This window comes from Streptomyces ferrugineus, from assembly GCF_015160855.1.
GTDB lineage: Bacteria > Actinomycetota > Actinomycetes > Streptomycetales > Streptomycetaceae > Streptomyces > Streptomyces ferrugineus.
Genome location: NZ_CP063373.1, coordinates 2,971,529 through 2,993,810, shown reverse-complemented (window position 1 = coordinate 2,993,810; position 22,282 = coordinate 2,971,529). Strand labels below are relative to the sequence as shown.

Here is a 22,282-nt window from a genome sequence, read left to right as displayed (position 1 = left end):
TGGGAGAAGGCCTGGTCAAGCGGAGACGCGGGACTCGGCGACTTCCCGGGGCTTGGGCAACTCCACGGCAGGCGCCTCGCACTGCATCGCCCGCGGCAGCCGCAGCGCCATCACGGCCCCCAGCAACAACAACCCCGCGCTCACCAGCAACGTCACATGCAGCCCGTGCACGAACGAATCCCGAGCCGCGTGCCGCAGGGCGGCCCCGGCCGGCCCGCCGAGCTGCGCGGCGACCTCGTACGCCTCCCCCAGCGAGTGCGAAGCCGCCGTGGAGGCGTGCGCCGGCACCCCGGACACGGTCGCCAGCCCGGGCGCGTACGCCGCGTTCATCACGCTGCCCAGCAACGCGATGCCGATCCCCGCACCCAGCTGGTACGACGTCTCCCCGATCGCCGCCGCCCCGCCGGCCTGCTCCTGCGGGGCCTCGCTCAGCATCGACTCGTACGCCCCGAAGAGCGTGGTCTCGAGTCCGAATCCGAGCAGTACGAATCCGGACACCATGAGCCCGCAGTTGTCCGTCCGCCCCATCAGCGTCAGCAGGACCACCGCGGCGGCCGTCAGGCAGAACCCGAAGCACACCATGCTCCGCGGCCCGAACCGCCGCAGCATCCGCGCGCCCGCGAGCCCGGCCGCCATGGCCGCGAACGTCAGCGGCAGCAGCCGCAGCCCCGTCTCCAGCGGCGACAGCCCGAGCACGAGCTGGAGATACTGCGCCGCGATCAGTTCGAGTCCGACCAGCGCGAGCATGGCCAGCACAATGCATCCGACGGACGTACTGAACGCCGGTCGCGCGAACATCTTGAGGTCCACCAGCGGATACGCCCGCCGCTTCTGCCGTCGCACGAAGAGGACCAGCAGCGTGGCGCCGACCACCAGGGGCACCAGGGTGAGCAGGCTGGCCGCCGGCTCCCCGCCGCCGAGCCGCTTCACGCCCAGGACGACGCCGAAGAGGCCGGCCGCCGCCAGCAGCGCGCCGATGACGTCCCAGGGACCCTTGCCATCGCCCTTGGACTCGGGCAGCAGCAGCCGTCCCACCGGGAGGCTGACCAGCATCAGCGGGATGTTGACGAGGAAGACCGAGCCCCACCAGAAGTGCTCGAGGAGGAAGCCGCCGAGCAGTGGCCCGACCGCCGCGCCCACGGCGGCCACCGCGCTCCAGATGCCGATGGCGAGGGCCCGCTCGCGCCGGTCGGGGAAGACCTGGCGCAGGATCGACAGCGTCGCGGGCATGATCATCGCGCCGCCGACGCCGAGCAGGGCGCGGGCCAGGATCAGCACCTGTGGGTCGTGTGCGAGGGCCGCCAGGCCGGAGGCGAGGCCGAAGAGGCCGTATCCGAGGAGCAGGACGCGTCTGCGGCCCACCCGGTCACCGAGCGTGCCGAACAGGATCAGCAGCGAGGCGCAGACGAGCGGATAGATGTCGACGATCCAGAGCAGTTCTATCGCGCCGGGGCGGAGGTCCTCGGTGACGGCGGGCACCGCCACGTGCAGCACGGTCGCGTCGACGGCGACGAGCAGCAGGCTGACGCAGAGGACGACGAGGACGACCCAGCGGTTGGCACCGGCCCCGGCCGCCCGACGGCGCAGCGCAGCGGCGGCCGTGGTCGTCCCGGACATGTACGTACCTCCCAGATGTTCCCTCGCTCTCGGCGGGCACGCGGGGTGGGGACTCCCCGCGACTCGGCCGGAGAGGAGCGGTGGTCTCCGGCCCGCGCAGACAAGGGCGAGTGACTCGTCAGGGTACGCGAGTCCGCGTCGGGGCCGAGTGGCGGACCTCTCAGAGTCCACACGATCGCGTGTGGCGTGCGCCACATCACCTGGCTCCGGCCAGTGAGCGGCAGGAGAAATCCGCACCATGATTCGGTGAACGAATTCATAAGCAGTGAAAAACGAACGAACAGAATGATCAAAGGAATTGAAGGATGCCGCCCCCGATGATTACGGATTCCTTGGAAATAAACCCCCCACTGAGAGGAATCCCACATCACATCGTCATCACAAAGCCGTGGAATCGCCGTTGAACTGCGCTCACTCGCTGTAACGTCGATTGAGTGCGTACCGAACGAAAGCTGACCCGTCTGGACCGGGTCTTCGCCAGACTGGACCGGGAACCGGAACGTCCGGCCCACATCGATGTGCCGCGGATGACCCGGCACAGGATCGTGCTCTTCGCCTCGACCCTGGCCTTCTACGTGGCCATCGTGTGGGCCGTCGTCATCACCTCGTGGCTGGTCCGGCTCGACTGGCAGGTCATGTTCTTCCGGCCGTACCAGCAGTGGGCGGAGATCCACGCCTTCGTCGACTACTACGTGGTGCTCGGCCAGCGCGGCCCGACCGCCGTGATGGTCGCGGCCTGGCTGGGCTGGCGTTCCTGGCGGCAGCACACGCTGCGGCCGCTGCTCGCGCTCGGCGTCTCGCTGCTGCTGCTGAACGTCACCGTGGGTGCCGCCAAGCTCGGCATGGGCCGCCTCGGACCGCACTACGCGACCAGCATCGGCTCGAACGAGATGTGGCTGGGCGGCGATATATTTCCCAGCGGCCACACCGCCAACGCCGTGGTGACCTGGGGAATCCTGGCCTATCTGGCCTCGACCCCGAGAGCGCGCCGCTGGCTGTCGGCCCTGTCGGCGGTGACCTCGCTGGGCGTGGGTCTGTCCACCGTCTACCTCGGTACGCACTGGCTGAGCGATGTGCTCCTCGGCTGGGCCGCCGGTCTGCTGATCCTGCTCGCGCTGCCGTGGTTCGAGCCGCTGATCGCCCGCTCCGAGGCCTGGATCTTCGATCTGCGCGACCGCTGGCGCGAGCGCCGGGCCGGCACCGTCGCCGTACCGGCCGCCCCGGTCGAGGCCCCGGTGCTGCTCAAGCCGCGTCCCACCCCGGCCGACAACGAGGCCGCGGCGCGCGACACGTCCACCGCGGCGCGCGACACGTCCGCCGCGGCCCGCTCCGCCCGGGGAGCACCCGCCTACATGGCGCCCGGCCCGCACACGGCCCGCGCGGAGCGCACCCCGGTCACCCCGGCCGGCAGCCGCCGCCCGCCGCACACGGACCGTATGACCCGCGGCGGGAGCCCGACGGCCCGCCCCCTCACGGGCGGCTGACCACCCCGACGGCGGGTTCGGTACGCACAACCACCCGCCCACGGCGACGGCCCCCGGTTCCCGCGCGGGAACCGGGGCCGTCGCCGTGGGTCAGCCCTTCCAGGCCCGCGCCACCTGGCCGTCCTTCACCTCGAAGTTCAGCCGGCCGCTGCGGTATTCCATGGTGATGATCGCCCCCGGCGGCAGCGAACGCACCGTCGACCACCCACGGTCACGGGCGAGCCGCTCGGCCCGGTCGGCGTCGAGACCGACATACCCGTCCGGGTTGTCCTCGGGTTCTGCGGGGGGTTTCGGAATGGGTGCCATGCGCCCCACGCTAGGGCACACGTACCTCTCGGGTCACGCTTTTGTCACAGAATCACGACACGCGTTTCGACCGATTGGACATCACCCGGCCGTCACACGGACGAGGGATTTTCTGAGCCTTCCGCAGGCATTCGATCGCAATTCCCGCGTGTCGTGGAGACCCGCTCGACAGCCCGGCGCAAAAGTGCCCGAGGAACCGCCCTTGGACGCCTTTATCCCCGATTCCGCGCGGGCCACGGGAGCCGGTACGGCACAGAAAGTACATGGTTCCACCACAGAACCTCCGTACGCCCCCTGTCGGAGCGCGGTCTGCGCGAGCATCATGGCGTGAGCTCGCGTCGGCGCGTGCGACGCGGGCTTCAGCGGGCCCGGGACGCGACGAGCGAAGGGGCGAGCGAGCGATGGGGACGCAGACCGTACGGGCGACGGCACCCGTGCGAAGCAGGCAGCCCGGCGGCCGGGTGGTCGTCGACTGGCTGACCACCACCGATCACAAGAAGATCGGCCATCTCTACCTGATCACGTCGTTCGTGTTCTTCCTGGCCGGCGGCGTCATGGCCATGCTGATGCGGGCCGAACTGGCCCGGCCCGGGATGCAGTTGCTGAGCAACGAGCAGTTCAACCAGCTGTTCACCATGCACGGCACGATCATGCTGCTGCTGTTCGCGACCCCCACCTTCGCGGGCTTCGCCAACGAGCTGATGCCGCTGCAGATCGGCGCCCCGGATGTCGCGTTCCCCCGGCTGAACATGTTCTCGTACTGGCTGTTCCTGTTCGGCGGCCTGATCGTGATGGGCTCACTGATCGTGCCGGACGGACCGGCCGCCTTCGGCTGGTTCGCCTACGCGCCGCTCAACAGCCTGGAGCGCTCCCCCGGCATCGGCCCCGATCTGTGGATCATGGGCCTGGCGCTGGCCGGCTTCGGCACGATCCTCGGCGCGGTCAACTTCATCACCACCATCATCGGGATGCGCGCCCCCGGCATGACGATGTTCCGGATGCCGATCTTCACCTGGAACACGCTGTTCACGTCGATCCTGATCCTGATGGCGTTCCCCGTGCTGGCCGCGGCCCTGCTGGTGCTGGAGGCGGACCGCCGGTTCGGCTCGATGGTGTTCGACGCGGGCAACGGCGGGGCGCTGCTGTGGCAGCACCTGTTCTGGTTCTTCGGGCATCCCGAGGTGTACATCATCGCGCTGCCGTTCTTCGGCATCATCAGCGAGATCATCCCGGTCTTCGCGCGCAAGCCGATGTTCGGCTACCTCACGCTGGTCGCGGCGACGATGGCGATCACCGGTCTGTCGATCGTGGTGTGGGCGCACCACATGTTCGTCACCGGCGCGGTGCTGCTGCCGTTCTTCTCCTTCATGAGCTTCCTGATCGCCGTCCCCACGGGCGTGAAGTTCTTCAACTGGACCGGGACCATGCTCAAGGGCTCACTGTCCTTCGAGACGCCCATGCTGTGGTCGACGGGCTTCCTGGTGACGTTCCTGTTCGGCGGTCTGACCGGGGTGATCCTGGCGTCGCCGCCGATGGACTTCCACGTGTCCGACACCTACTTCGTCGTCGCCCACTTCCACTACGTCGTCTTCGGCACGGTCGTCTTCGCGATCTTCGCCGGATTCCACTTCTGGTGGCCCAAGTTCACCGGGAAGATGCTCGACGAACGGCTCGGCAAGATCCACTTCTGGACGCTGTTCGTCGGCTTCCACACCACGTTCCTGGTGCAGCACTGGCTGGGCGCGGAGGGCATGCCCCGCCGGTACGCCGACTACCTGGCGGCCGACGGCTTCACGGCGCTGAACACGGTCTCGACGATCGGCGCGTTCCTGCTCGGCCTGTCGACGCTGCCGTTCCTCTACAACGTCTGGAAGACCGCCAGGTACGGCGAGAAGGTCGAGGTCGACGACCCGTGGGGCTACGGCCGCTCCCTGGAGTGGGCGACCTCCTGCCCGCCCCCGCGGCACAACTTCACGACGCTGCCGCGGATCCGCTCGGAGTCCCCGGCGTTCGATCTGCACCATCCCGCGCACGCGGAGATCGGCCGGTCCCTCGCTCCAGCGACCGGGACAGCAGATCCCGAGCGCCCCTGATCGCCTCGATGAACTCGACGGGCTCCAGCACTTCGAACTCGAAGCCGATCATCATGATGTGCAGCACCATCACATCGAGGCTCGCGGCCCCGGTGCGCAGGATGCAGGCGGCGTCCCCGTCGGCCTCCAGCGTGCCCGCGGACGGCGAGATGCGCTCGGCGGCCTCGTGCACGGGCACCAGCAGCCGGATCACGGCGTGCGAGGCGTACGCGCGCGTGGAGACGCCCTGCGAGACATAGGCGGCGAGGTCCTCGGCGGGCGGGGTGCGCGGGGTGAAGCGCGGGCCGTGCGGCGGCCTGGGGGTGATGCGGTCGACGCGGAACGTACGCCAGTCCTCGCGGTCGAGGTCCCAGGCCACCAGGTACCAGCGGCGCTCGCTGCACACCAGACGGTGCGGTTCGACGGTCCGGCGGGTGGGGGCGCCCTCGTGGTCGCGGTACTCGAAGCGCAGGCGCTCGGCGTCCCGGCAGAGGTGGGCCAGCTCGGTCAGGACGGCCGGGTCGACGCCGGAGGGCTGGGGGCCGCGCAGCATCGGCACGGTGAAGGCGTTCAGCGCGCCGACACGGCGGCGCAGCCGGTTCGGCAGGACCTGCTCCAGCTTGGCGAGGGCCCGTACGGAGGTCTCGCCGATGCCCTCGATGCCCTGGCCGGCGGCGGTGCGCAGACCGACGGCGACGGCGACGGCCTCGTCGTCGTCCAGGAGGAGGGGCGGCAGCTCGGCGCCGGCGCCGAGCTGGTAGCCGCCGCCGGTTCCGGGGCTGGCGTTGACCGGGTAACCCAGCTCGCGCAGGCGGTCGACATCGCGGCGCACTGTGCGGGGCGTGACTCCGAGGCGTTCGGCGAGGTCGGCGCCGGACCATTCTCGGTGGGCTTGGAGGAGGGAGAGCAGTTTCAGGAGTCTGGCGGATGTGTCCAGCATGGGCGCCTAATGGCTCGGGGGTACGGGGATTGCGGGCGGCTGCGGGTCCATTGTGGCTGGTCGCGCAGTTCCCCGCGCCCCTAAGGGTGTTGCCGCTAACCGGCATTCGACGCTCAGGTTTCCCTGGCGGGTTTCGTACGGGACCCGAGAAGCCAGGGAGTGCACCTTCATGGCACCCGGCATCAGACGGTGCGGCTCACCCTCCGTCACGCGCGCGAACGCGTCCCAGTGGCCCTCCGGCAGCGCCACGCTGCTCGGCAGGGCGGCGCGCAGGCGGCCGGTGGTGGCCGGGGTCAGAGGCAGGGTGACCTCCTCGTGGCCCTCGCGGTGGCGCAGTACGAGATGGGCGGGCCCGCTCGCCCCGGCCGCCGCCGTGACGTCGAAGGTCAGCCCGCCGGCCGAATCCGCGATGCAGTCGGCGCGCAGTGGTGCGGCCTGCGGCACGGGCGTCATGCGCTGCGGTTCCTCCCTCCGCGCTGTGTGCTCTGTCGGTTGGACCGGCGATGCGGCCTTTTGGTTGCCCGTCACGGCTCGTACGAGAGCTGCGGCACCTCGAAGCAGGTGGTGTTCATGTCGCCCTGGGAGATCCAGCCCCGGCCGTCCTCCCAGCGGGCCGCCGACAGACAGGTCCGGCGGCTCCTGGGCGGCTCGGGCAGCCGCTCGAACCGGACCGGGATCAGCAGGCCGTCGGCGGTGTATCCCTGGCTGCGGTTCATGTGGTCGTCGACGCACGCGCGCGTGACGCCGGTGTCCGACTCCGCGCACGACCTGGCCGCGTCCGTGAACCACATGGCCGCCGCCCAGCCCTCGAGCTGCCACTGGGAGTGCGTCCGCAGCCCTTTGGTGGCGTCCCGGAACTCCCGTACGGCGTCGTGGTCCGTGTCCTCGAAGTTGCGGGACGATCCGGTCGCCCACAGGGCGTTGCGGCAGCGCGGGGCGTCCTTGTAGTCCTCGGCGACGGTGGACGTCCAGTTCTGTACGTTCGTGACCTTGGCGGTGACCTCGGCGCCGACGTCGTCCATCGCCTCGCACAGCCGGGCGTTGCCGTGGCTGTCGATGGCGTCGAAGACGAGGTCGGCGCCCTGCTCCTTGAGATCGGCGGCGACCGCGCGGAAGTTGGGCAGCGCGAAGTCGACCTGCTCGGTGACCACCTTGTAGCCCTCGGCCTTCAGGCCCCGCTCGACGAGCCGGGCGTAGGCGGCGGACGCGGGCTGGTTGTAGGAGACGACGGCGGCCGTGCGGGCGCCGTGCTCGCGCTTGAAGTAGCGGTAGACCTCGGTGCCGCCGTACTGCTCGCCGTCCCAGCCGGTGGTGCCGTCGCGGGGCGCGAGGCTGCCGTAGATGCTGTACAGGTGCGGGTAGGTGTCGTAGGCGGCCCCGATGGGCTGGCCTCCGATGTCGGGCACGCGCGCGCGTGAGACGCGCGAGGCGCCCGCGTAGTCCAGGGCGGTGGTGGCGACCAGGGCGACGACCTTGTCCTCGTCGATCAGCTCGTGCACGCACTCGTTGTTGCCGACGCCGCTGCCGCCGTCGTCGCACAGGCGCACCTCGACGCGGCGGCCGTCGATGCCGCCGCGCGCGTTGAGCCGGTCGAAGTACGCCTTGGCGCCGTCGCGCGGGCCGGTGAAGGCGTTGCCGCCGACCGGGCTGGTGGCGCTGGTGATGACGCCGACGCGGATCGGGCCGCGGTCCGCCGGCTCCGCGGGAGTGCCCCGGCCGCGGTGCTCGAAGTCGCTCTCCGGCAGCCGGCTTCCGCACGCCGTACTCAGAGCCAGCACCAGCACGGCTATCGCCGCCTCAGCACCCCGGGATCGGCGACCCATTGCCGCTCATCTGGACCAGCGCGCACAGGGTCTTCGCGGAGACCTTCCAGGTGCCGTCCTGCTCGACGGCGGTCCCGGCGGCGTTCGGCAGGGCGGTGGCGCCCTTCAGCGTCAGGTCGTACGTCACGTCCGCCTCGGTCGGCGAGGTGAACTCGACCTTGGAGACCTTCGCCTGGACCTGCCCGCCGCGCTCGTCGCCGCTGAACGCCTGGAGGACCGGCGCCATCTGCTCGCCGTTCTCCAGGACGGTGCGCTTGTCCTCCAGGGAGGTCTTCGGGTCGAAGAACTTCTGCCAGTTCTGCTTGATCTCCGTCTCGGCCGCCGCCGCGTCGGCGGGCGCCGAAGCGGCCGGTGAGGTCCGCTCGACGGTCGGTGTCGGCGGGGTCTCGTTGCCGCCGCCGCCCTCGTCGTCGCTGCACGCCGCGAGGGCCGGGGCGAGGATGAGGAGCAGGGCGGCCGCCAGCGCCGTCCCCCGTCCCCTGCGCGCGCCGCTCCGCCTGAGGTCGCTCCCGAGAACCATCTGGCTCACCACCGGGTGTCGATTCGGGCGGGCTGCGCCCGGTGCTTTCAGGGTCAGCTTGCACGAGGCATAGTGCAAGTCCATCGGCGGACTTGGAAGACGGCCGGGCACATGCGGGAAATCCGATGTGCAGGCACACGAGAACCCGACATGTGGGAGCCAGCGATGCGGACAGCCCGACTGCGGACCGTGCACCCCGTCCTCTGGGCCGGCTGGGCCGCGCTCGCGGCCGGCGCGGTGCTGTGCGTCATCGGCTGGTACGGCGTCTCCGGCGAGCGGTTCGCCGAGCGGCAGCTGCCGTACCTGGCGTCCTGCACGGTGCCGGGGGCCGCGCTGATCATCGCCGGGGCGGTGCTGCTGACCCATGGCCGGGGCGCGCTCGCCGCCACGCGCGTGGAGGAGCTGTACGGCCTTCTGGTGGACGCCGAGCCGGCCGACGCCGAGGAGTCCGGGCAGTCGGCCGCGGCGCCGCTCGCGGTCAGCGGGGAGTTGCTGATGGTGCCCGGCGGCACGCTCTGGCACCGGGCGGACTGTCCGCTGGTCGCCGGGAAGGTGGAGGCCGTCCCCGTCGATGCGAAGCTGGTGAGGAGCGGCGAACTGGGCCCGTGCCCGATCTGTGAGCCCGCCGAAGCGGATGGCTGATGTCCTCCCTGACGTACGACCTCACCCTGGCCGGTCTGTCGGTCGGCAGCGCCGCCGCGCTCACCGGCATCGGCCTGGTGGTCACCTACCGTGCGACGGGCGTGCTGAACTTCGCGCACGGGGCGATCGCGATGCTGTGCGCGTATGTGCTGCGCCAGTGCGTCGTGGAGTGGGGCTGGCCGCTGTGGGCGGGCGCGACGGTGACACTGCTGGTCCTGGCGCCCGCGATCGGGATGGCGCTGGAACGGTTCGTCTTCCGTCCGCTGTCGGTCCTGGGCGGCGACCCGGCGCAGACCCTGGTGGCCTCCATCGGTGTGTTCGTGCTGCTGGTGGGCGGCGCGGCGCTGCTGTGGGGCCAGGGGGCCCGGGACGACGCCCCTGAGCTGGTGTCGGCGGATCCGTGGGGTCAGCTCGCGGTGGCCCTGCTGCTGGCGGCCGGGGTCGGCGCGGTGATCCGCTGGACGCGCTTCGGCCGGGAGCTGCGTGCCGTGGTGGACGACCGGCAGCTGGCCGTCCTCGGGGGTATCGACGCGGACCGGGTGGCTGCGGCGGGCTGGGCGTTCGGCTCGTTCACGGCGGGCCTGACGGGCGTACTGCTCGCGCCGTACCTGCGTCTGGACCCGTACGGCATGCCGCTGCTGGTCATGGAGGTGGTCGCGGTCGCGGTGGCCGCGCGGATGCGCAGCCTGCCGGTCGCGGTGGTGACGGCGCTGGCCATCGGCGTGGCCCAGAGCCAGCTGACCCGTCTGCACCCGTCGGGCTGGGGTGCCCCGCTGCTCCAGGCGGTCGGCACCAACCTCTTCGTGGTGGCCCTGCTGATCGCGGCCCTGGCCCTGCCCGGCGTCGGCACCCGCGACGCCCTGCCCCGCACGGCCACCGCGCGCGTGCCGACCCCGCCGGGCGCCTGGATCGTGGCGGCCGTGCTGTTCCTGCTCCCCCTGGGCTTCGCGGGCTCGGACCTGCATACGTCGGTACAGGTCCCGGCGCTGGCCGTGGTGCTGCTGTCCCTCGTGGTCGTCACCGGCCGCGGCGGCCAGATCTCCCTCGGCCAGGCGGCGTACGCGGGCCTGGGCGCCCTGTTCACGGCCCTGCTGGCGGCGGGGCGCTTCCCGGGCCTGCCCCGGCTGCCGGAGCTGGCGGCACTGGCGCTGGCGGTGGTCCTGGTGGCCCCCCTGGGCCTGCTCACGGGCTGGCCGGCGATCAGCCGCCGGGGCCTGGCCCTGGCGCTGGCCACGTTCGCGGTGGGCGTCGGCGTGAGCCGCTTCGTCTTCGCCCAGCCGTACGCCGTCGCGGGCCTGTCCCTGGGCCGCCCGGCTGGCTTCGAGGGCGACCGCGCGTACTACGTCCTGGAGCTCTGCCTCCTGGCCGCCGCCCTGCTGGCGGCCTGGCTGCTGCGCCGGGGCCGCACGGGACGGGCCCTGGCGGCGATGCGGGACCACGAGTCCGGCGCGTCGGCGGCGGGCGTCCAGGTGCCCTCGCTCAAGCTCCTGGCCTTCGTCTCGGGCGCCGCCCTGGCCGCCCTCGGCGGCGGGATGCTCGGCATGGGCCTGCGCGCCTTCGACCCCGCCGCCTACGACCCGGTCCGCGGTCTGCTCTGGTTCGCCGCGGTGGTGGTCCTCGGCGCCGACAGCACCCTGGGCGCCCTGATCGCGGCGGCCCTCCTGGTCGGCCTCGACGCGGGCGCCCGGGGCGGGGTGGCGGCGGCGCTGATCGGGGTGCTGGCGGTGCTGGTGGGACGGTTCCCGGGGGGACCGTACGAGGCGCTGCGAGCGGCGTCGGGGAGGCTGCGCCAGCGGCGCGGGGCGCGGCTCACGACGCTGGGTGCGCAGGTACGCGGGCGGCTGCACCCACCCGGGCGGGAACGAGCCCCCCGTCGGGCTCTGACCGGCGTGACCGCGTCGGGCTCGGCAGCGACACACCTAACCGACCGGCCCGCCGCAGCCGCCGACGGCGCTCGCCCCCCACAGGGGCCACCCGCGCCCGACGACGAAAGCCGCACGGGCGGTACGGGTGGGAACCCAAACGCGGCCGAAGGCCGCGTCCTCACCGCCCACCACCTCCAGGCGCGCTACGACACCTTCACCGCCCTCGACGACGTCACCCTCACGGTCCCCCCGGGCAAGGTCACCGCGATCATCGGCCCCAACGGCGCGGGCAAGACCACCCTGTTCCACTGTCTGGCCGGCACCCACCGCCCCACCCACGGCCAAGTCCGGTTCGGCACCCGCGACATCACCCACCTGCCCGCCCACGCCCGCACCCGCCTAGGCGTCGCCCGCACCTTCCAGCAACTGGCCGTGTTCCCCTCCCTCACGGTGGCCGAGAACGTCCGTGTGGGCGCCGAACAGGGCCGTCTGAAGGACCCGTCGGCCGTGGAGCGAGCCCTCCGGCTCCTGGGCCTGGACGGCCCCGTACGCTCCCTGCCCGCCGCCGATCTCCCCACCGGCACCCTCCGGCGTGTCGAACTCGCCCGAGCCCTCGCCGGCAGCCCGCGCGTGCTGCTGCTGGACGAACCCGCCGCCGGCCTGGACACGGCGGAAGTCACCGCACTCACCCGGGTTCTGAAAGCCCTCGCCGCGGACGGCACGGCCCTCCTGGTCGTCGAGCACGACCTCGACCTGGTCGCCGACCTCGCCGACACCGTGCACGTCATGACGGCCGGCCGCATCGTCGCCTCCGGCCCACCCGACCGCGTACTCGACGCGGCAGGCACCCAGGAGGCCCCCGCATGACGACCGCCATCTCCCTGCGCCACGCGCGCGTGCGCTACGGCCCCCTGGAGGCCCTCCACGGCGTCACCGTCGTCGCTCCCGGCCCCGGCCTCACCGTCCTGCTGGGCCGGAACGGGTCCGGCCGTACGACGGCCCTGCGCGCCCTGGCGGGAACGGTGCGGCTGTCGGGCGGCGCGGTGGTGTGGGACGGCGTCGACGTGACCCGGGTGCCCGCGCACGAGCGGGCCCGCCGCGGACTGTGCCTGGTCCCCGAACGGCGGGCGGTGTTCGGCTCCCTCACCGTGCGCGAGAACCTCGAACTCGCGGGTGTGCCGTACGACATCGCCCTCGACGCCTATCCCCGGCTGAAGACCCTCCTCGTCCGCCGCGCCGGCACCCTGTCCGGCGGCGAGCAGCGCATGCTCGCGCTGTCCCGCGCTCTGCTGGCACACGCGCGTGTCGTGCTCGTCGACGAGCCCGCGCAGGGCATGTCGCCCACGGTCGCGGCCCGGACGTACGAGTTGCTGGGCGGACTCGACGCGTGTGTGGTCGTCGCCGAGCAACGACTGCCGCCCGTGCTGCGGGCGCGGGCGGCAGTCGTCCACGAACTGCGGCGCGGCGCGGTCGTGTTCAGCGGAGAGGCGTGTGAATTCGCGCGCCGGGCAGCGCGACGCCCCACCGGTTCGAGCTCTTCGGCCTGAGCAGCATCGCGCCGCGGTTCAACCGGTGCTCGGCGGCGCTGGGTACTTCCCACTTCATACGGCCCTTGAGCCCGTACCGCCGGGAGCAGTGCGGCCAGGCCCCCCAGCCCTGCACGGCCACCACCTTCCGGGCGATGGTGATCTGCTCCTGGCGACTGGCGAGATCCGCGCGCGGGGCGTACTTCAGCCCGCCGAAGCCCTCCCAGGTCCGCTGCGAGAACTGGAGTCCGCCGTAGTGGCCGTTGCCGGTGTTGATGTGCCAATTGCCGCCGCTCTCGCACTTGGCGACACAGCCCCAGGGCCAATGGCTCTGGGCGCAGGCCAGTGACGCGGGTTTGGGAGGGGGGCCGGAGGCCGGTAGTGGAGGCGCCATCTGGGGCGCGTGCGTGGCGTGCGAGGTCCCTGGGGTGACTGCGGTCAACAGGGAGGCGGCCAGGGCGATCGTGAGCGGTGCGTATTTCATATCAGCACGCTAGGCAGCTTATTGCCGCCAACCGGTGCGGCGCGTCCGATGGCCGCAAGGGCCCCACCCGGTCGGCGGACCGGGCGGGGCCCCGTGGGCCGTGCTCAGAGTTCGAGGCGCTGCCCGGGCACGATGACGTCGGGATCGCCGCCGATGACGGACTTGTTGGCGGCGTGGAGCCGCTGCCAGGTGGTTCCGTGCCGGGCGGCGATGCCGCTCAGCGTGTCGCCCTCGCGGACGGTGTAGTCACCGCGGGACGAATCGCGGGTCGTGTGTCCCGACGAACGCTCCGGCGTCTGCGACGGAGTCGACGGGGCCGCCTTCGCGGTCGATGGAGCCGCCTTGGCGGAGGACTCCGAGCCGGCCGTGGGAGCACCGGGTGCGCTCCCGTAGGCTCCGGCCCGGGCCGAACAGGTGGGCCAGGCGCCCCATCCCTGGGCGCGCTGGACCTTGGTGGCCACGGCGATCTGCTGGGCCTTGCTCGCCCGGTCCGCCGTCGGCGCGTAGGCCGTACCGCCGAATCCGCGCCAGGTGGAGGCGGAGAACTGGAGCCCGCCGTAATAGCCGTTGCCGGTGTTGATGTGCCAGTTGCCGCCGCTCTCGCACTGGGCGATGCGGTCCCACACTCCGCTGTCCGCCGCTGCGGCGTTGCCGGTGGCGGCCAGCAGTCCGAGCGGGGCGAGCAGCGCCGCCCCGGCGAGGACCGCTGTCGTACGAGTCCGGCTTCCGTTCGAAGCCTTCGACGTCTTCCGAGCGTTGTCGTGAGTGTTATCGGCACATTCGGACATGTAGTTCCCTCTCGAAGGACTCGGGGTCCCCCAAGGCGGAACGCCACCGACCACGCCATGGGGCGCGTCGGCGGCGCTCGCCCCGTCCGCCGCAAGGTCGTGCTGCAAGCTGGCTGGTGCGGTCGGCGGACGTACCCGAGCGGTGCTCGTTGCACACGGCCGAGGAATGTAGGGACATGGGTCGGCCGGTATCAACCAACTCCTTGTCATTCCAGGCCAGTTCGCCGTTACCCCCGGTATCGGCGATTTCCGGCCACCCACTTCATTCGCTGATTTCCGGATTTGTCGACCAGCGAACCTGACGATCTGTGACACAGCCCACGTAACCAACTTCCTTGGATTTCCAAGGACTTGACGGTGAGTGGGCAATTCCGCACGCAAGGTGACCCTGCGCGCTGGATGGTTCGATTCCGTTCGCCGTGGTGCGTGACTCCCGCCACAGATCGTCCGTTGTCTTCTTCATGAGCCCGGGACCCGCCCGGTTCACGGGCCGGGAGCCACCCGGCCCCACCACGCACCACATCCCGAGGAGCCACCCGTGCCACGCATGCTCGACGTCAGCGACGAGGTACGTGCCGAGATCGGCGACGAGGAAGCCGACCGGCTGCTCGCCGGAGACAACGCCCCCGGCAGTTACGACTGCACGTCCTGCCGCACCCCGGGCGATTCCGAACAGGAGCGCACCAGCACCGTCCTGTTCATCGGGGACGAGACCGCCGTCCTCGCCTTCGCCCACGCCACCTGTCTGCCGTCGCAGGTCGTCCAGGTCACCGAGGAGCAGTTGCAGGGCGCCGTGAAGTCCATCACCGGTGACACGGTCGACCTGGAGCCCGACAAGATCGTGCCGGAGCAGGCCGTGCTCGGCGTGACCAGCGGACTGGTGCTGATCGCCGGGGAGTTGCACCCCGCGCTCGTCGTCGAGCCGACCGGGCCCATCGTGCGCCCCGGTGCGACCGGCGCCGGTGACGACTTCCTGCCGCTGCTCATCGAACAGGGGTTCATGCCGGTGCCGGAGCTGGCCGATGTGCCGCCGGTGCTGCACGGGTGGTCGGTGCTGCTGGCGATGGGGCAGCTGCACGCGGTGCTGCAGCCGGGGACCAACGGGGGGCAGCCGGTCGCCTGGTGGCAGGCGCACCAGCCGCTGCTGGTGACCGACGGGTGGCGGGCCGCCGCGAACAAGCATCAGCAGGTGCTGATGTTCGCGGCGCCGGTGGGCTCCATCGGGCGCCAGCCCAGGGAGGACCTGCTGCGGGACGCCCTGGACAAGGCCGCGGCGAACGGGAAGCTGGTCGGGGCGGCGCTGCCGCTCGCCGGCACGTGAGAGCGCGCCCGTTCCACACATCGACGCAGCCCCGCGCCCCTTTAGGGCGCCGCCCAGCCGCATCCCTTCCGGTGCCGGGTCGTTTGGACATACGTGCATGCATACGACGTTCCCCGCCTCCAGGGCGGTCCATCGCCCACGCCGATCTACGACGCGCTGTACGCCGAGTACGTCAAGTCCTTCCGTTCGCTGCCGGGTGATCGCAGTGGGGAGGAGGACCTGGGGTTCGTCGCGTTCGGGAACATCCAGCGCGGTACGGGCACGTACGGCGGCCATCGTCCGGGGTCGTTCAGCAGCTCGTACAGCGCCTACAGCGCGGGTGCGCACAGCGCCCGGCACGGCAACGGCGGTCAGCAGCCGCAGTGGCAGCGCGTCGGGCACATCGGACAGCAGGGTTCGGGGATGCACCATGTCCCGGCCGCGCTGCCACCGGCGCGCAGAGGCTGAGCAGACGTAAGGGCGGCCCTTCAGCGGGGCCGCCCTTCGTCGTGTCCGTTTACTTTCTTCCTGCCGCTACTTCTTCCTGCCGCGCTTCTCGCGCACCCGCACCGAGATATGGATCGGCGTGCCCTCGAAGCCGAACTCCTCGCGCAGCCGGCGTTCGATGAAGCGGCGGTAGCCCGCCTCGATGAAGCCGGAGGCGAAGAGCACGAACCGCGGGGGCTTGGTGCCGGCCTGGGTGCCGAACAGGATGCGGGGCTGCTTGCCGCCGCGGATCGGGTGAGGGTGGGCGGCGACCAGCTCACCGAGGAAGGCGTTCAGCCGGCCGGTCGGGACCCGGGTCTCCCAGCCCGCGAGGGCCGTCTCGATCGCCGGGACCAGCTTCTCCATGTGCCGTCCGGTGGACGCCGAGACATTGACCCGGGGCGCCCAGGCGACCTGGCCGAACTCGGTCTCGATCTCGCGCTCCAGGTAGTAGCGGCGCTCCTCGTCGAGGGTGTCCCACTTGTTGTAGGCGATGACCATCGCGCGGCCCGCCTCGACGGCCATGGTGACGATGCGCTGGTCCTGGACCGAGATGGACTCGGAGGCGTCGATCAGGATGACCGCCACCTCGGCCTTCTCGACCGCGGCCGCGGTGCGCAGCGAGGCGTAGTAGTCGGCGCCCTGCTGGAGGTGGACGCGCTTGCGGATACCCGCGGTGTCGACGAACTTCCAGGTCACGCCGCCCAGTTCGATGAGCTCGTCGACCGGGTCGCGGGTGGTGCCGGCCAGTTCGTTGACGACGACACGCTCCTCGCCCGCCACCTTGTTCAGCAGCGAGGACTTGCCGACGTTCGGGCGGCCGATCAGGGCGATACGGCGCGGGCCGCCGATGCCGCCCCCGCCGAACGACTCGCGCGGCGCGTCCGGCAGTGCCTCCAGGACGGCGTCCAGCATGTCACCGGTGCCGCGGCCGTGCAGGGCCGAGACGGGGTGCGGCTCACCGAGGCCGAGGGACCACAGGTACGCGGCGTCCGCCTCGCCGCTGGGGCCGTCGACCTTGTTGGCGCACAGCACCACGGGCTTGCCGGCCTTGCGCAGCAGTCGTACGACCGCCTCGTCGGTGTCGGTGGCGCCCACCTTGGCGTCGACGACGAACACGACGGCGTCGGCGGCCTCGATCGCGAACTCGGCCTGCGCGGCCACGGAGGCGTCGATCCCGAAGACGTCCTGCTCCCAGCCGCCGGTGTCGACGACCTTGAAGCGGCGGCCCGCCCACTCGGCCTCGTAGGTCACGCGGTCGCGGGTGACACCGGGCTTGTCCTCGACGACGGCCTCGCGGCGCCCGATGATCCGGTTCACGAGAGTCGACTTGCCGACATTCGGCCGCCCGACGACGGCGAGCACCGGCAGCGGACCGTGACCGGCCGCCTCGATGGCACCCTCGACGTCCTCGAGGTCGAAGCCCTCTTCCGCGGCGAGCTCCATGAACTCCGCGTACTCGGCGTCGCCAAGCTCTCCGTGGTCGTGCTCTCCGCCCGAGCCCTCGGAGTGGATGTGGTCGTTCATGAAGTCCGTACCTCGTAGTTCATCGTGGTGATCGGTGGAACGCCCGGGTTTCTCCCGGCTGATCCACTACTCAGTGTCGCCTAGCGGCCGGTCAGCCGCCTGGCGTTTTCCAGGTGCTCGGTGAGCTGCTTCTGGATGCGCTCGGTCGCCTCGTCCAGCGCCGTGCGCGTGCGCCGCCCGCTGCCGTCGCCCGCGTCGAACGGGTCGCCGAAGACGACGTCGACGCGGTGCCGCAGCGGAGGCAGCCCCTTGAGCAACCGTCCCCGCTTCTCGGAACTTCCCAGCACCGCGACCGGGACGATCGGGGCGCCGCTGCGCACCGCGAAGTAGGCGAGGCCGGCCCGCAGCGAGGCGAAGTCGCCCTCGCCGCGGGTGCCCTCGGGAAATATCCCCAGGACGCCGCCGTTCGACAGCACGTCCAGCGCCTGTGTGATGGCCGTGCGGTCGGCGGAGTGACGGTCCACCTTCAGCTGGCCGATGCCGGTCAGGAAGGGGTCGAGCGGGCCGACGAACGCTTCCCTCTTGATCAGGAAGTGCACCGGCCGGGGTGCCACGCCCATCACCATCGGACCGTCGATGTTGTGGCTGTGGTTGACCGCGAGGATCACCGGCCCGGTCGCGGGCACCTTCCAGGAGCCCAGGACACGGGGCCGCCACAGCCCGTACATCAGGCCGACGCCGATGCGCCGCCCGACGTCGGCACCCCGCTCGGAAGGAACACTCACTTCGCGGCTCGCTTCTCCTCGACGAGCGTGACGACGCACTCGATGACCTGCGGCAGCGTGAGCTCGGTGGTGTCCACCTCGACCGCGTCGTCCGCCTTGGCGAGCGGCGAGGTCTTGCGGCTGGAGTCGGCCGCGTCGCGCTTGATCAGGGCCTCACGGGTGCTGTGGACGTCGGCGCCCTTGAGCTCACCGCTGCGGCGGGCGGCCCGCGCCTCCGGCGACGCGGTGAGGAAGATCTTCAGGTCGGCGTCGGGCAGCACGGTCGTACCGATGTCACGGCCCTCGACGACGATGCCGTACTCGGCGGAGGTGGCCAGCGAGCGCTGCAGCTCGGTGATCCGCGCACGCACCTCCGGCACCGCGCTCACCGCGCTGACCTGGGAGGTGACCTCCTGGGTGCGGATCGGGCCGGCGACATCGGTGCCGTCGACGGTGATCGTCGGGTTGGCCGGGTCGGTGCCGGAGACGATCTCGGGCTTGCCGGCCACGGCGGCGATCGCGGAGGGGTCCTCGATGTCGATGCCGTTGCTCACCATCCACCAGGTGATCGCCCGGTACTGGGCGCCGGTGTCGAGATAGCTCAGCCCGAGCTGCGCGGCGACGGCCTTCGACGTGCTCGACTTGCCCGTGCCGGAGGGGCCGTCGATGGCGACAATCACGGGCTTGGCGGCACCGTTTTCCACGGGTGGACACCTTCCTGGTGCGGTGTGGCGGGAGTGTGGGGACGCGAGGGTGCCCCGCACAAGGTTACTGGGTTCGTGTCACTCGTCCGGCCGGGCCGGGTCGCCCCGGCTACTGCCGGATCGACCAGCCCCGCTCCCGCAGCGCGGCGCTGAGCACCGGCGCCGTCTTCGGCTCCACCATCAGCTGCACCAGACCGGCCTGCTGGCCCGTCGCATGCTCGATGCGCACGTCCTCGATGTTGACCCCGGCCCGCCCGGCGTCCGCGAAGATCCGCGCGAGCTGTCCCGGCTGGTCGTCGATGAGCACGGCGACGACCTCGTAGACCCGTGGAGCGGCCCCGTGCTTGCCGGGCACCCGCACCTGTCCGGCGTTGCCGCGCCGCAGCACGTCCTCGATCCCGGCCGTGCCCTCGACCCGCTTGGCCTCGTCGGACGACTGCAGCGCCCGCAGCGCCCGCACCGTCTCCTCCAGATCGCCGGCGACGTCGGTGAGCAGGTCGGCGACGGGCCCGGGGTTCGCGGAGAGGATGTCGATCCACATCCGGGGGTCGGAGGCGGCGATCCGGGTCACGTCCCGAATGCCCTGGCCGCACAGCCGTACGGCCGCCTCCTCGGCGCTCTCCAGCCGCGCGGCGACCATGCTGGACACCAGATGGGGCATGTGGGAGACGAGGGCGACCGCGCGGTCGTGGGCGTCGGCCTCCATCACCACGGGCACGGCACGGCAGTGCGAGACCAGTTCCAGGGCGAGGTTCAGCACCTCGGTGTCGGTGTCACGGGTGGGGGTGAGCACCCAGGGCCGGCCCTCGAAGAGGTCGGCGCTGGCGGCCAGCGGGCCGGACTTCTCCCGGCCGGACATGGGGTGCGTGCCGATGTACGACGACAGATCGAGACCGAGCGCCTCCAGCTCCCGCCGCGGCCCGCCCTTGACGCTGGCCACGTCGAGGTAGCCGCGGGCCACGTCCCGGCGCATGGCGTCGGCGAGCACCCCGGCCACGTGCGCGGGCGGGGCGGCGATGATCGCGAGGTCGACGGGCCCGTCGGGGGCCTCGTCCGTCCCGGCGCCGAGCGCGGCCGCCGTACGGGCCTGCTCCGGGTCGTGGTCGGCGAGGTGGACGACGACACCGCGCGCGGCGAGCGCCAGTGCGGCGGACGTGCCGATGAGGCCGGTGCCGATGACGAGTGCGGTTCTCACTGGGCGATGTCCTTGCGCAGAGCGGCGGCGGCACCGAGGTAGACATGCGCGATGTCGGCGCGGGGCCGGTCGGACTCGATGTGCGCGAGGACACGGACGACCCGGGGCATGGCGCCCTCGATGTCCAGTTCCTGGGCGCAGATCAGCGGGACGTCGACGATGCCGAGCTTGCGGGCGGCGGCCGCCGGGAAGTCGCTGTGCAGATCGGGGGTGGCCGTGAACCAGATGCTGATCAGGTCGTCCGCGGCCAGGCCGTTCCGCTCCAGGATCGCGGTGAGGAGGGCCCCGACCTGCTCGTCCATGTGGCCGGACTCGTCCCGCTCCAGTTGGACGGCCCCCCGGACCGCTCGTACCGCCACGGCGCTGCTCCTTGCTGATGTACGGATCGGTTCTACGACTGTCCAGCCTAGTCAGCCCGGCTCCGGCGGACGCGGCTCGCCCGCCCGCTGAGACACCCCACGCTCGGGACGGCCGGCTCCGGGCCGATGCGATTCGCGCGTTTTCTGGCACTCCATCCCGGTTGCTTCTTCTTCGGTGCTTTCGGTGCGAGGATGCTGTCCGGCTCACCTGCGCACTCTCGCTTCTTCCGCGCTCTCGCTTCTTCCGCACTTTCGGAGTGACGACATGACCTACCGTCCGACCCGGCGCACCCTTCTCATCGCGACCGGCGCAACGGGTGCGGCCGCGCTCGTCGCGGGCTGCGGCGACTCCGGCGACGGGGGCGACACGGCCTCGAGCGCCTCCCCCGGCCAGGAACTGACCACCACGGCCGACGTCCCGGTGGGCGGCGGCACGATCCTCAAGGCCGAGAAGGTGGTCGTGACCCAGCCGAAGTCCGGCGAGTTCAAGGCGTTCTCGGCCATCTGCACACATCAGCAGTGCACGGTCGCCACTGTCGCGGACGGCACGATCAACTGCGCCTGCCACGGCAGCAAGTTCGACATCGCGGACGGTTCGGTCGCCAACCCGCCGGCGACGAGGCCGCTGCCGGAGAAGAAGATCACCGTGGACGGAAATTCGATCCGCCTGGCGTGATCCGCCGCGTACGCTCCCGGGCATGCACCGCGAGACCCTGGTACGCGACCACACGATCTACGCCTGTGTGATGGGCTCGCGCGCCTTCGGTCTGGCGACGGACGACAGCGACACCGACCGCCGGGGCGTGTTCCTCGCCCCCACGCCCCTCTTCTGGCGCTTCGAGAAGCCGCCGACGCACATCGACGGCCCGCTGGCCGAGCAGTTCAGCTGGGAGCTGGAGCGCTTCTGCGAGCTGGCCCTGCGCGCCAATCCGAACATCCTGGAGTGCCTGCACTCCCCGCTCGTGGAGTACGTCGACGACACGGGCCGCGAGCTGCTCGACCTGCGCGGGGCGTTCCTGTCCCGCCGGGCCCACGAGACGTTCACGCGCTATGCGCTGGGCCAGCGCAGGAAGCTGGAGGCCGATCTCCGCGCCCATGGCGCCCCGCGCTGGAAGCACGCGATGCACCTCCTGCGCCTCCTGGCGAGCGCCCGCGACCTGCTGCGCACCGGCCGCCTGACGCTCGACGTGGGCGAGGAGCGCGAGCCCCTGCTGGCGGTCAAGCGCGGCGAGGTGCCCTGGCCGGAGGTGCAGTCCCGGATGACCCGCCTCGCGGGCGAGGCCGAGGAGGCCGGCCACGCCAGCCCGCTCCCGGCCGAGCCGGACCGGCGCCGCGTGGAGGACTTCCTCGTCCGGGTGCGCCGCGCCTCAGCCCTCCAGCCGGGTCCGTACGACGAAGGCGTGCAGGGCGTCGTAGGCACTGGGGGCGTCGGGCAGGGCTGAGGCCGCCTGCGCCTCGTCCAGCGCGCCGTGCAGCCGCTCCACGTCGGCCGCCACACGCGCGTGGACGATGCCGGCGGCCCCGCACTCGCGCTCCGCCTTCGCCGCGATCAGCTCAGGCAGATAGCCGGGTGCGGCGACTTCGCCGAGCAATGTGGGCAGATGTGCCTGCTCGCCGGTCTTCTCGAACAGCCTCCACTGCATGGTGGCGCGTTGCCATCAGCCGCTCCGCGGGGCCCGGTAGTGGTGGGCGTGGTGGCTGGTGAGCCCACCGGGCGCGAGCTCAGCGAGCTCCCGGTGGGCGTCGGTGGTGTGCACGACGAGCGGCGACAGCAACTGCTCCAGCACATAGCCGTTACGGCGCAGCATCAGCCGTACGAACCTGCGCGGGTCGTGGGTGACCAGGTCCATCTCGACGCCGTCCCGGTCCCAAATCCACGACCGTGTCTCGAGTCGCGCGACGACGGGTCCGAAGTCGATGTCCAGGGCGTCGATCATCCG

General features: G+C 71.6%; 21 protein-coding genes and 2 pseudogenes. 9 read left to right on the top strand and 14 right to left on the bottom strand.

Annotation, left to right across the window (positions count from 1 at the left end; translation table 11 throughout):
• Window positions 1–15: 15 nt before the first annotated feature.
• Window positions 16–1,617: an MFS transporter gene (locus tag IM697_RS13675; protein WP_194047950.1), complete on the bottom strand. Its 1,602-nt coding sequence runs from the start codon at window positions 1,615–1,617 to the stop codon at window positions 16–18.
• Between the two features lie 434 nt (window positions 1,618–2,051).
• On the opposite strand from IM697_RS13675, the gene IM697_RS13670 reads away from it, so the two are divergent.
• On the top strand, window positions 2,052–3,101 hold the full coding sequence (locus tag IM697_RS13670; protein WP_194047949.1) for a phosphatase PAP2 family protein: 1,050 nt from the start codon (window positions 2,052–2,054) through the stop codon (window positions 3,099–3,101).
• 90 nt (window positions 3,102–3,191) lie between these two features.
• Here the strand turns inward: IM697_RS13670 and IM697_RS13665 are convergent, their stop codons facing one another.
• Window positions 3,192–3,407 (bottom strand): I78 family peptidase inhibitor, encoded by a 216-nt coding sequence (locus tag IM697_RS13665; RefSeq protein WP_194047948.1) that lies wholly within the window; start codon window positions 3,405–3,407, stop codon window positions 3,192–3,194.
• Between the two features lie 401 nt (window positions 3,408–3,808).
• Between IM697_RS13665 and ctaD the strand changes: the two are divergent.
• Window positions 3,809–5,491, top strand: a pseudogene (gene ctaD, locus IM697_RS13660) (aa3-type cytochrome oxidase subunit I); the annotation flags it as partial.
• Here ctaD and IM697_RS13655 read toward each other — a convergent pair.
• From IM697_RS13655 to IM697_RS13640, 4 genes are all read right to left on the bottom strand, one after another.
• A complete protein-coding gene (locus IM697_RS13655) occupies window positions 5,379–6,419 on the bottom strand; it encodes a helix-turn-helix transcriptional regulator (RefSeq protein ID WP_194047947.1) in 1,041 nt (346 codons plus the stop codon). The pseudogene ctaD and the gene IM697_RS13655 sit on opposite strands and share 113 nt — an antisense overlap.
• A 6-nt stretch (window positions 6,420–6,425) precedes the next feature.
• On the bottom strand, window positions 6,426–6,872 hold the full coding sequence (locus IM697_RS13650; RefSeq protein WP_194047946.1) for a hypothetical protein: 447 nt from the start codon (window positions 6,870–6,872) through the stop codon (window positions 6,426–6,428).
• A gap of 71 nt (window positions 6,873–6,943) precedes the next feature.
• Entirely contained in the window at window positions 6,944–8,242 is a 1,299-nt protein-coding gene (locus IM697_RS13645; protein WP_194047945.1) for an ABC transporter substrate-binding protein, read from the bottom strand.
• Window positions 8,217–8,762, bottom strand: coding sequence for an MTB12 C-terminal domain-containing protein (locus IM697_RS13640; protein WP_194047944.1), 546 nt, complete (start codon window positions 8,760–8,762; stop codon window positions 8,217–8,219). The genes IM697_RS13645 and IM697_RS13640 overlap by 26 nt, the downstream gene beginning before the upstream one ends.
• A 165-nt stretch (window positions 8,763–8,927) precedes the next feature.
• Here IM697_RS13640 and IM697_RS13635 point away from each other — a divergent pair, with 165 nt between their 5' ends.
• Genes IM697_RS13635 through IM697_RS13625 form a run of 3 tightly spaced genes read left to right on the top strand, consistent with a single transcriptional unit; the run spans window position 8,928 to window position 12,816 of the window.
• Entirely contained in the window at window positions 8,928–9,404 is a 477-nt protein-coding gene (locus tag IM697_RS13635) for a hypothetical protein (protein WP_194047943.1), read from the top strand.
• Window positions 9,404–12,136, top strand: coding sequence for an ABC transporter permease subunit (locus IM697_RS13630; RefSeq protein WP_194047942.1), 2,733 nt, complete (start codon window positions 9,404–9,406; stop codon window positions 12,134–12,136). The genes IM697_RS13635 and IM697_RS13630 overlap by 1 nt, the downstream gene beginning before the upstream one ends.
• Complete coding sequence (locus tag IM697_RS13625) at window positions 12,133–12,816, top strand: ATP-binding cassette domain-containing protein (RefSeq protein ID WP_194047941.1); 684 nt, start codon at window positions 12,133–12,135, stop codon at window positions 12,814–12,816. The genes IM697_RS13630 and IM697_RS13625 overlap by 4 nt, the downstream gene beginning before the upstream one ends.
• On the opposite strand, the gene IM697_RS13620 is transcribed toward IM697_RS13625, so the two are convergent.
• Together IM697_RS13620 and IM697_RS13615 are read right to left on the bottom strand one after the other, a co-directional pair.
• Window positions 12,746–13,279, bottom strand: coding sequence for a transglycosylase family protein (locus IM697_RS13620; protein WP_194047940.1), 534 nt, complete (start codon window positions 13,277–13,279; stop codon window positions 12,746–12,748). The genes IM697_RS13625 and IM697_RS13620 overlap by 71 nt on opposite strands.
• A 104-nt stretch (window positions 13,280–13,383) precedes the next feature.
• A complete protein-coding gene (locus IM697_RS13615; RefSeq protein WP_194047939.1) occupies window positions 13,384–14,067 on the bottom strand; it encodes a LysM peptidoglycan-binding domain-containing protein in 684 nt (227 codons plus the stop codon).
• Between the two features lie 538 nt (window positions 14,068–14,605).
• Here IM697_RS13615 and IM697_RS13610 point away from each other — a divergent pair.
• Window positions 14,606–15,388, top strand: a complete 783-nt coding sequence (locus IM697_RS13610) for a hypothetical protein (protein WP_194047938.1) — start codon at window positions 14,606–14,608, stop codon at window positions 15,386–15,388.
• 93 nt (window positions 15,389–15,481) lie between these two features.
• Window positions 15,482–15,835: a hypothetical protein gene (locus IM697_RS13605; RefSeq protein WP_194047937.1), complete on the top strand. Its 354-nt coding sequence runs from the start codon at window positions 15,482–15,484 to the stop codon at window positions 15,833–15,835.
• Window positions 15,836–15,901: 66 nt separating this feature from the next.
• On the opposite strand, the gene der is transcribed toward IM697_RS13605, so the two are convergent.
• From der to aroH, 5 genes are all read right to left on the bottom strand, one after another.
• Window positions 15,902–17,380, bottom strand: a complete 1,479-nt coding sequence (gene der, locus IM697_RS13600; RefSeq protein ID WP_194047936.1) for a ribosome biogenesis GTPase Der — start codon at window positions 17,378–17,380, stop codon at window positions 15,902–15,904.
• Between the two features lie 80 nt (window positions 17,381–17,460).
• On the bottom strand, window positions 17,461–18,048 hold the full coding sequence (locus tag IM697_RS13595; protein ID WP_228044942.1) for a lysophospholipid acyltransferase family protein: 588 nt from the start codon (window positions 18,046–18,048) through the stop codon (window positions 17,461–17,463).
• A 53-nt stretch (window positions 18,049–18,101) separates the two neighbouring features.
• Window positions 18,102–18,788, bottom strand: a complete 687-nt coding sequence (gene cmk, locus IM697_RS13590) for a (d)CMP kinase (protein WP_194047934.1) — start codon at window positions 18,786–18,788, stop codon at window positions 18,102–18,104.
• Window positions 18,789–18,897: 109 nt separating this feature from the next.
• A complete protein-coding gene (locus tag IM697_RS13585) occupies window positions 18,898–19,983 on the bottom strand; it encodes a prephenate dehydrogenase (RefSeq protein WP_194047933.1) in 1,086 nt (361 codons plus the stop codon).
• The gene (gene aroH, locus IM697_RS13580; protein ID WP_194047932.1) at window positions 19,980–20,342 is read right to left on the bottom strand and encodes a chorismate mutase; all 363 of its coding nucleotides are present in this window, start codon (window positions 20,340–20,342) and stop codon (window positions 19,980–19,982) included. The genes IM697_RS13585 and aroH overlap by 4 nt, the downstream gene beginning before the upstream one ends.
• Window positions 20,343–20,607: 265 nt before the next feature.
• Between aroH and IM697_RS13575 the strand changes: the two genes are divergently transcribed.
• Together IM697_RS13575 and IM697_RS13570 are read left to right on the top strand one after the other, a co-directional pair.
• On the top strand, window positions 20,608–21,018 hold the full coding sequence (locus IM697_RS13575) for a Rieske (2Fe-2S) protein (RefSeq protein WP_194047931.1): 411 nt from the start codon (window positions 20,608–20,610) through the stop codon (window positions 21,016–21,018).
• A gap of 22 nt (window positions 21,019–21,040) precedes the next feature.
• Window positions 21,041–21,784 carry a nucleotidyltransferase domain-containing protein gene (locus IM697_RS13570; protein ID WP_194047930.1) on the top strand — a complete coding sequence of 248 codons (744 nt, stop codon included), beginning with the start codon at window positions 21,041–21,043 and terminating at the stop codon, window positions 21,782–21,784.
• On the opposite strand, the pseudogene IM697_RS13565 reads toward IM697_RS13570, so the two are convergent.
• A pseudogene (locus IM697_RS13565) lies at window positions 21,710–22,279 on the bottom strand (DNA polymerase beta superfamily protein). The gene IM697_RS13570 and the pseudogene IM697_RS13565 sit on opposite strands and share 75 nt — an antisense overlap.
• Window positions 22,280–22,282 lie beyond the last annotated feature (3 nt).

Coding starts and splice junctions, on each gene's coding strand:
- IM697_RS13655 (WP_194047947.1), bottom strand. CDS start 6,419: ATGCTGGACACATCCGCCAGACTCCTGAAACTGCTCTCCCTCCTCCAA.
- IM697_RS13620 (WP_194047940.1), bottom strand. CDS start 13,279: ATGAAATACGCACCGCTCACGATCGCCCTGGCCGCCTCCCTGTTGACC.
- IM697_RS13640 (WP_194047944.1), bottom strand. CDS start 8,762: ATGGTTCTCGGGAGCGACCTCAGGCGGAGCGGCGCGCGCAGGGGACGG.
- IM697_RS13630 (WP_194047942.1), top strand. CDS start 9,404: ATGTCCTCCCTGACGTACGACCTCACCCTGGCCGGTCTGTCGGTCGGC.
- IM697_RS13650 (WP_194047946.1), bottom strand. CDS start 6,872: ATGACGCCCGTGCCGCAGGCCGCACCACTGCGCGCCGACTGCATCGCG.
- IM697_RS13570 (WP_194047930.1), top strand. CDS start 21,041: ATGCACCGCGAGACCCTGGTACGCGACCACACGATCTACGCCTGTGTG.
- IM697_RS13665 (WP_194047948.1), bottom strand. CDS start 3,407: ATGGCACCCATTCCGAAACCCCCCGCAGAACCCGAGGACAACCCGGAC.
- IM697_RS13675 (WP_194047950.1), bottom strand. CDS start 1,617: ATGTCCGGGACGACCACGGCCGCCGCTGCGCTGCGCCGTCGGGCGGCC.
- der (WP_194047936.1), bottom strand. CDS start 17,380: ATGAACGACCACATCCACTCCGAGGGCTCGGGCGGAGAGCACGACCAC.
- IM697_RS13595 (WP_228044942.1), bottom strand. CDS start 18,048: ATGTACGGGCTGTGGCGGCCCCGTGTCCTGGGCTCCTGGAAGGTGCCC.
- IM697_RS13635 (WP_194047943.1), top strand. CDS start 8,928: ATGCGGACAGCCCGACTGCGGACCGTGCACCCCGTCCTCTGGGCCGGC.
- IM697_RS13625 (WP_194047941.1), top strand. CDS start 12,133: ATGACGACCGCCATCTCCCTGCGCCACGCGCGCGTGCGCTACGGCCCC.
- IM697_RS13645 (WP_194047945.1), bottom strand. CDS start 8,242: ATGGGTCGCCGATCCCGGGGTGCTGAGGCGGCGATAGCCGTGCTGGTG.
- IM697_RS13615 (WP_194047939.1), bottom strand. CDS start 14,067: ATGTCCGAATGTGCCGATAACACTCACGACAACGCTCGGAAGACGTCG.
- IM697_RS13575 (WP_194047931.1), top strand. CDS start 20,608: ATGACCTACCGTCCGACCCGGCGCACCCTTCTCATCGCGACCGGCGCA.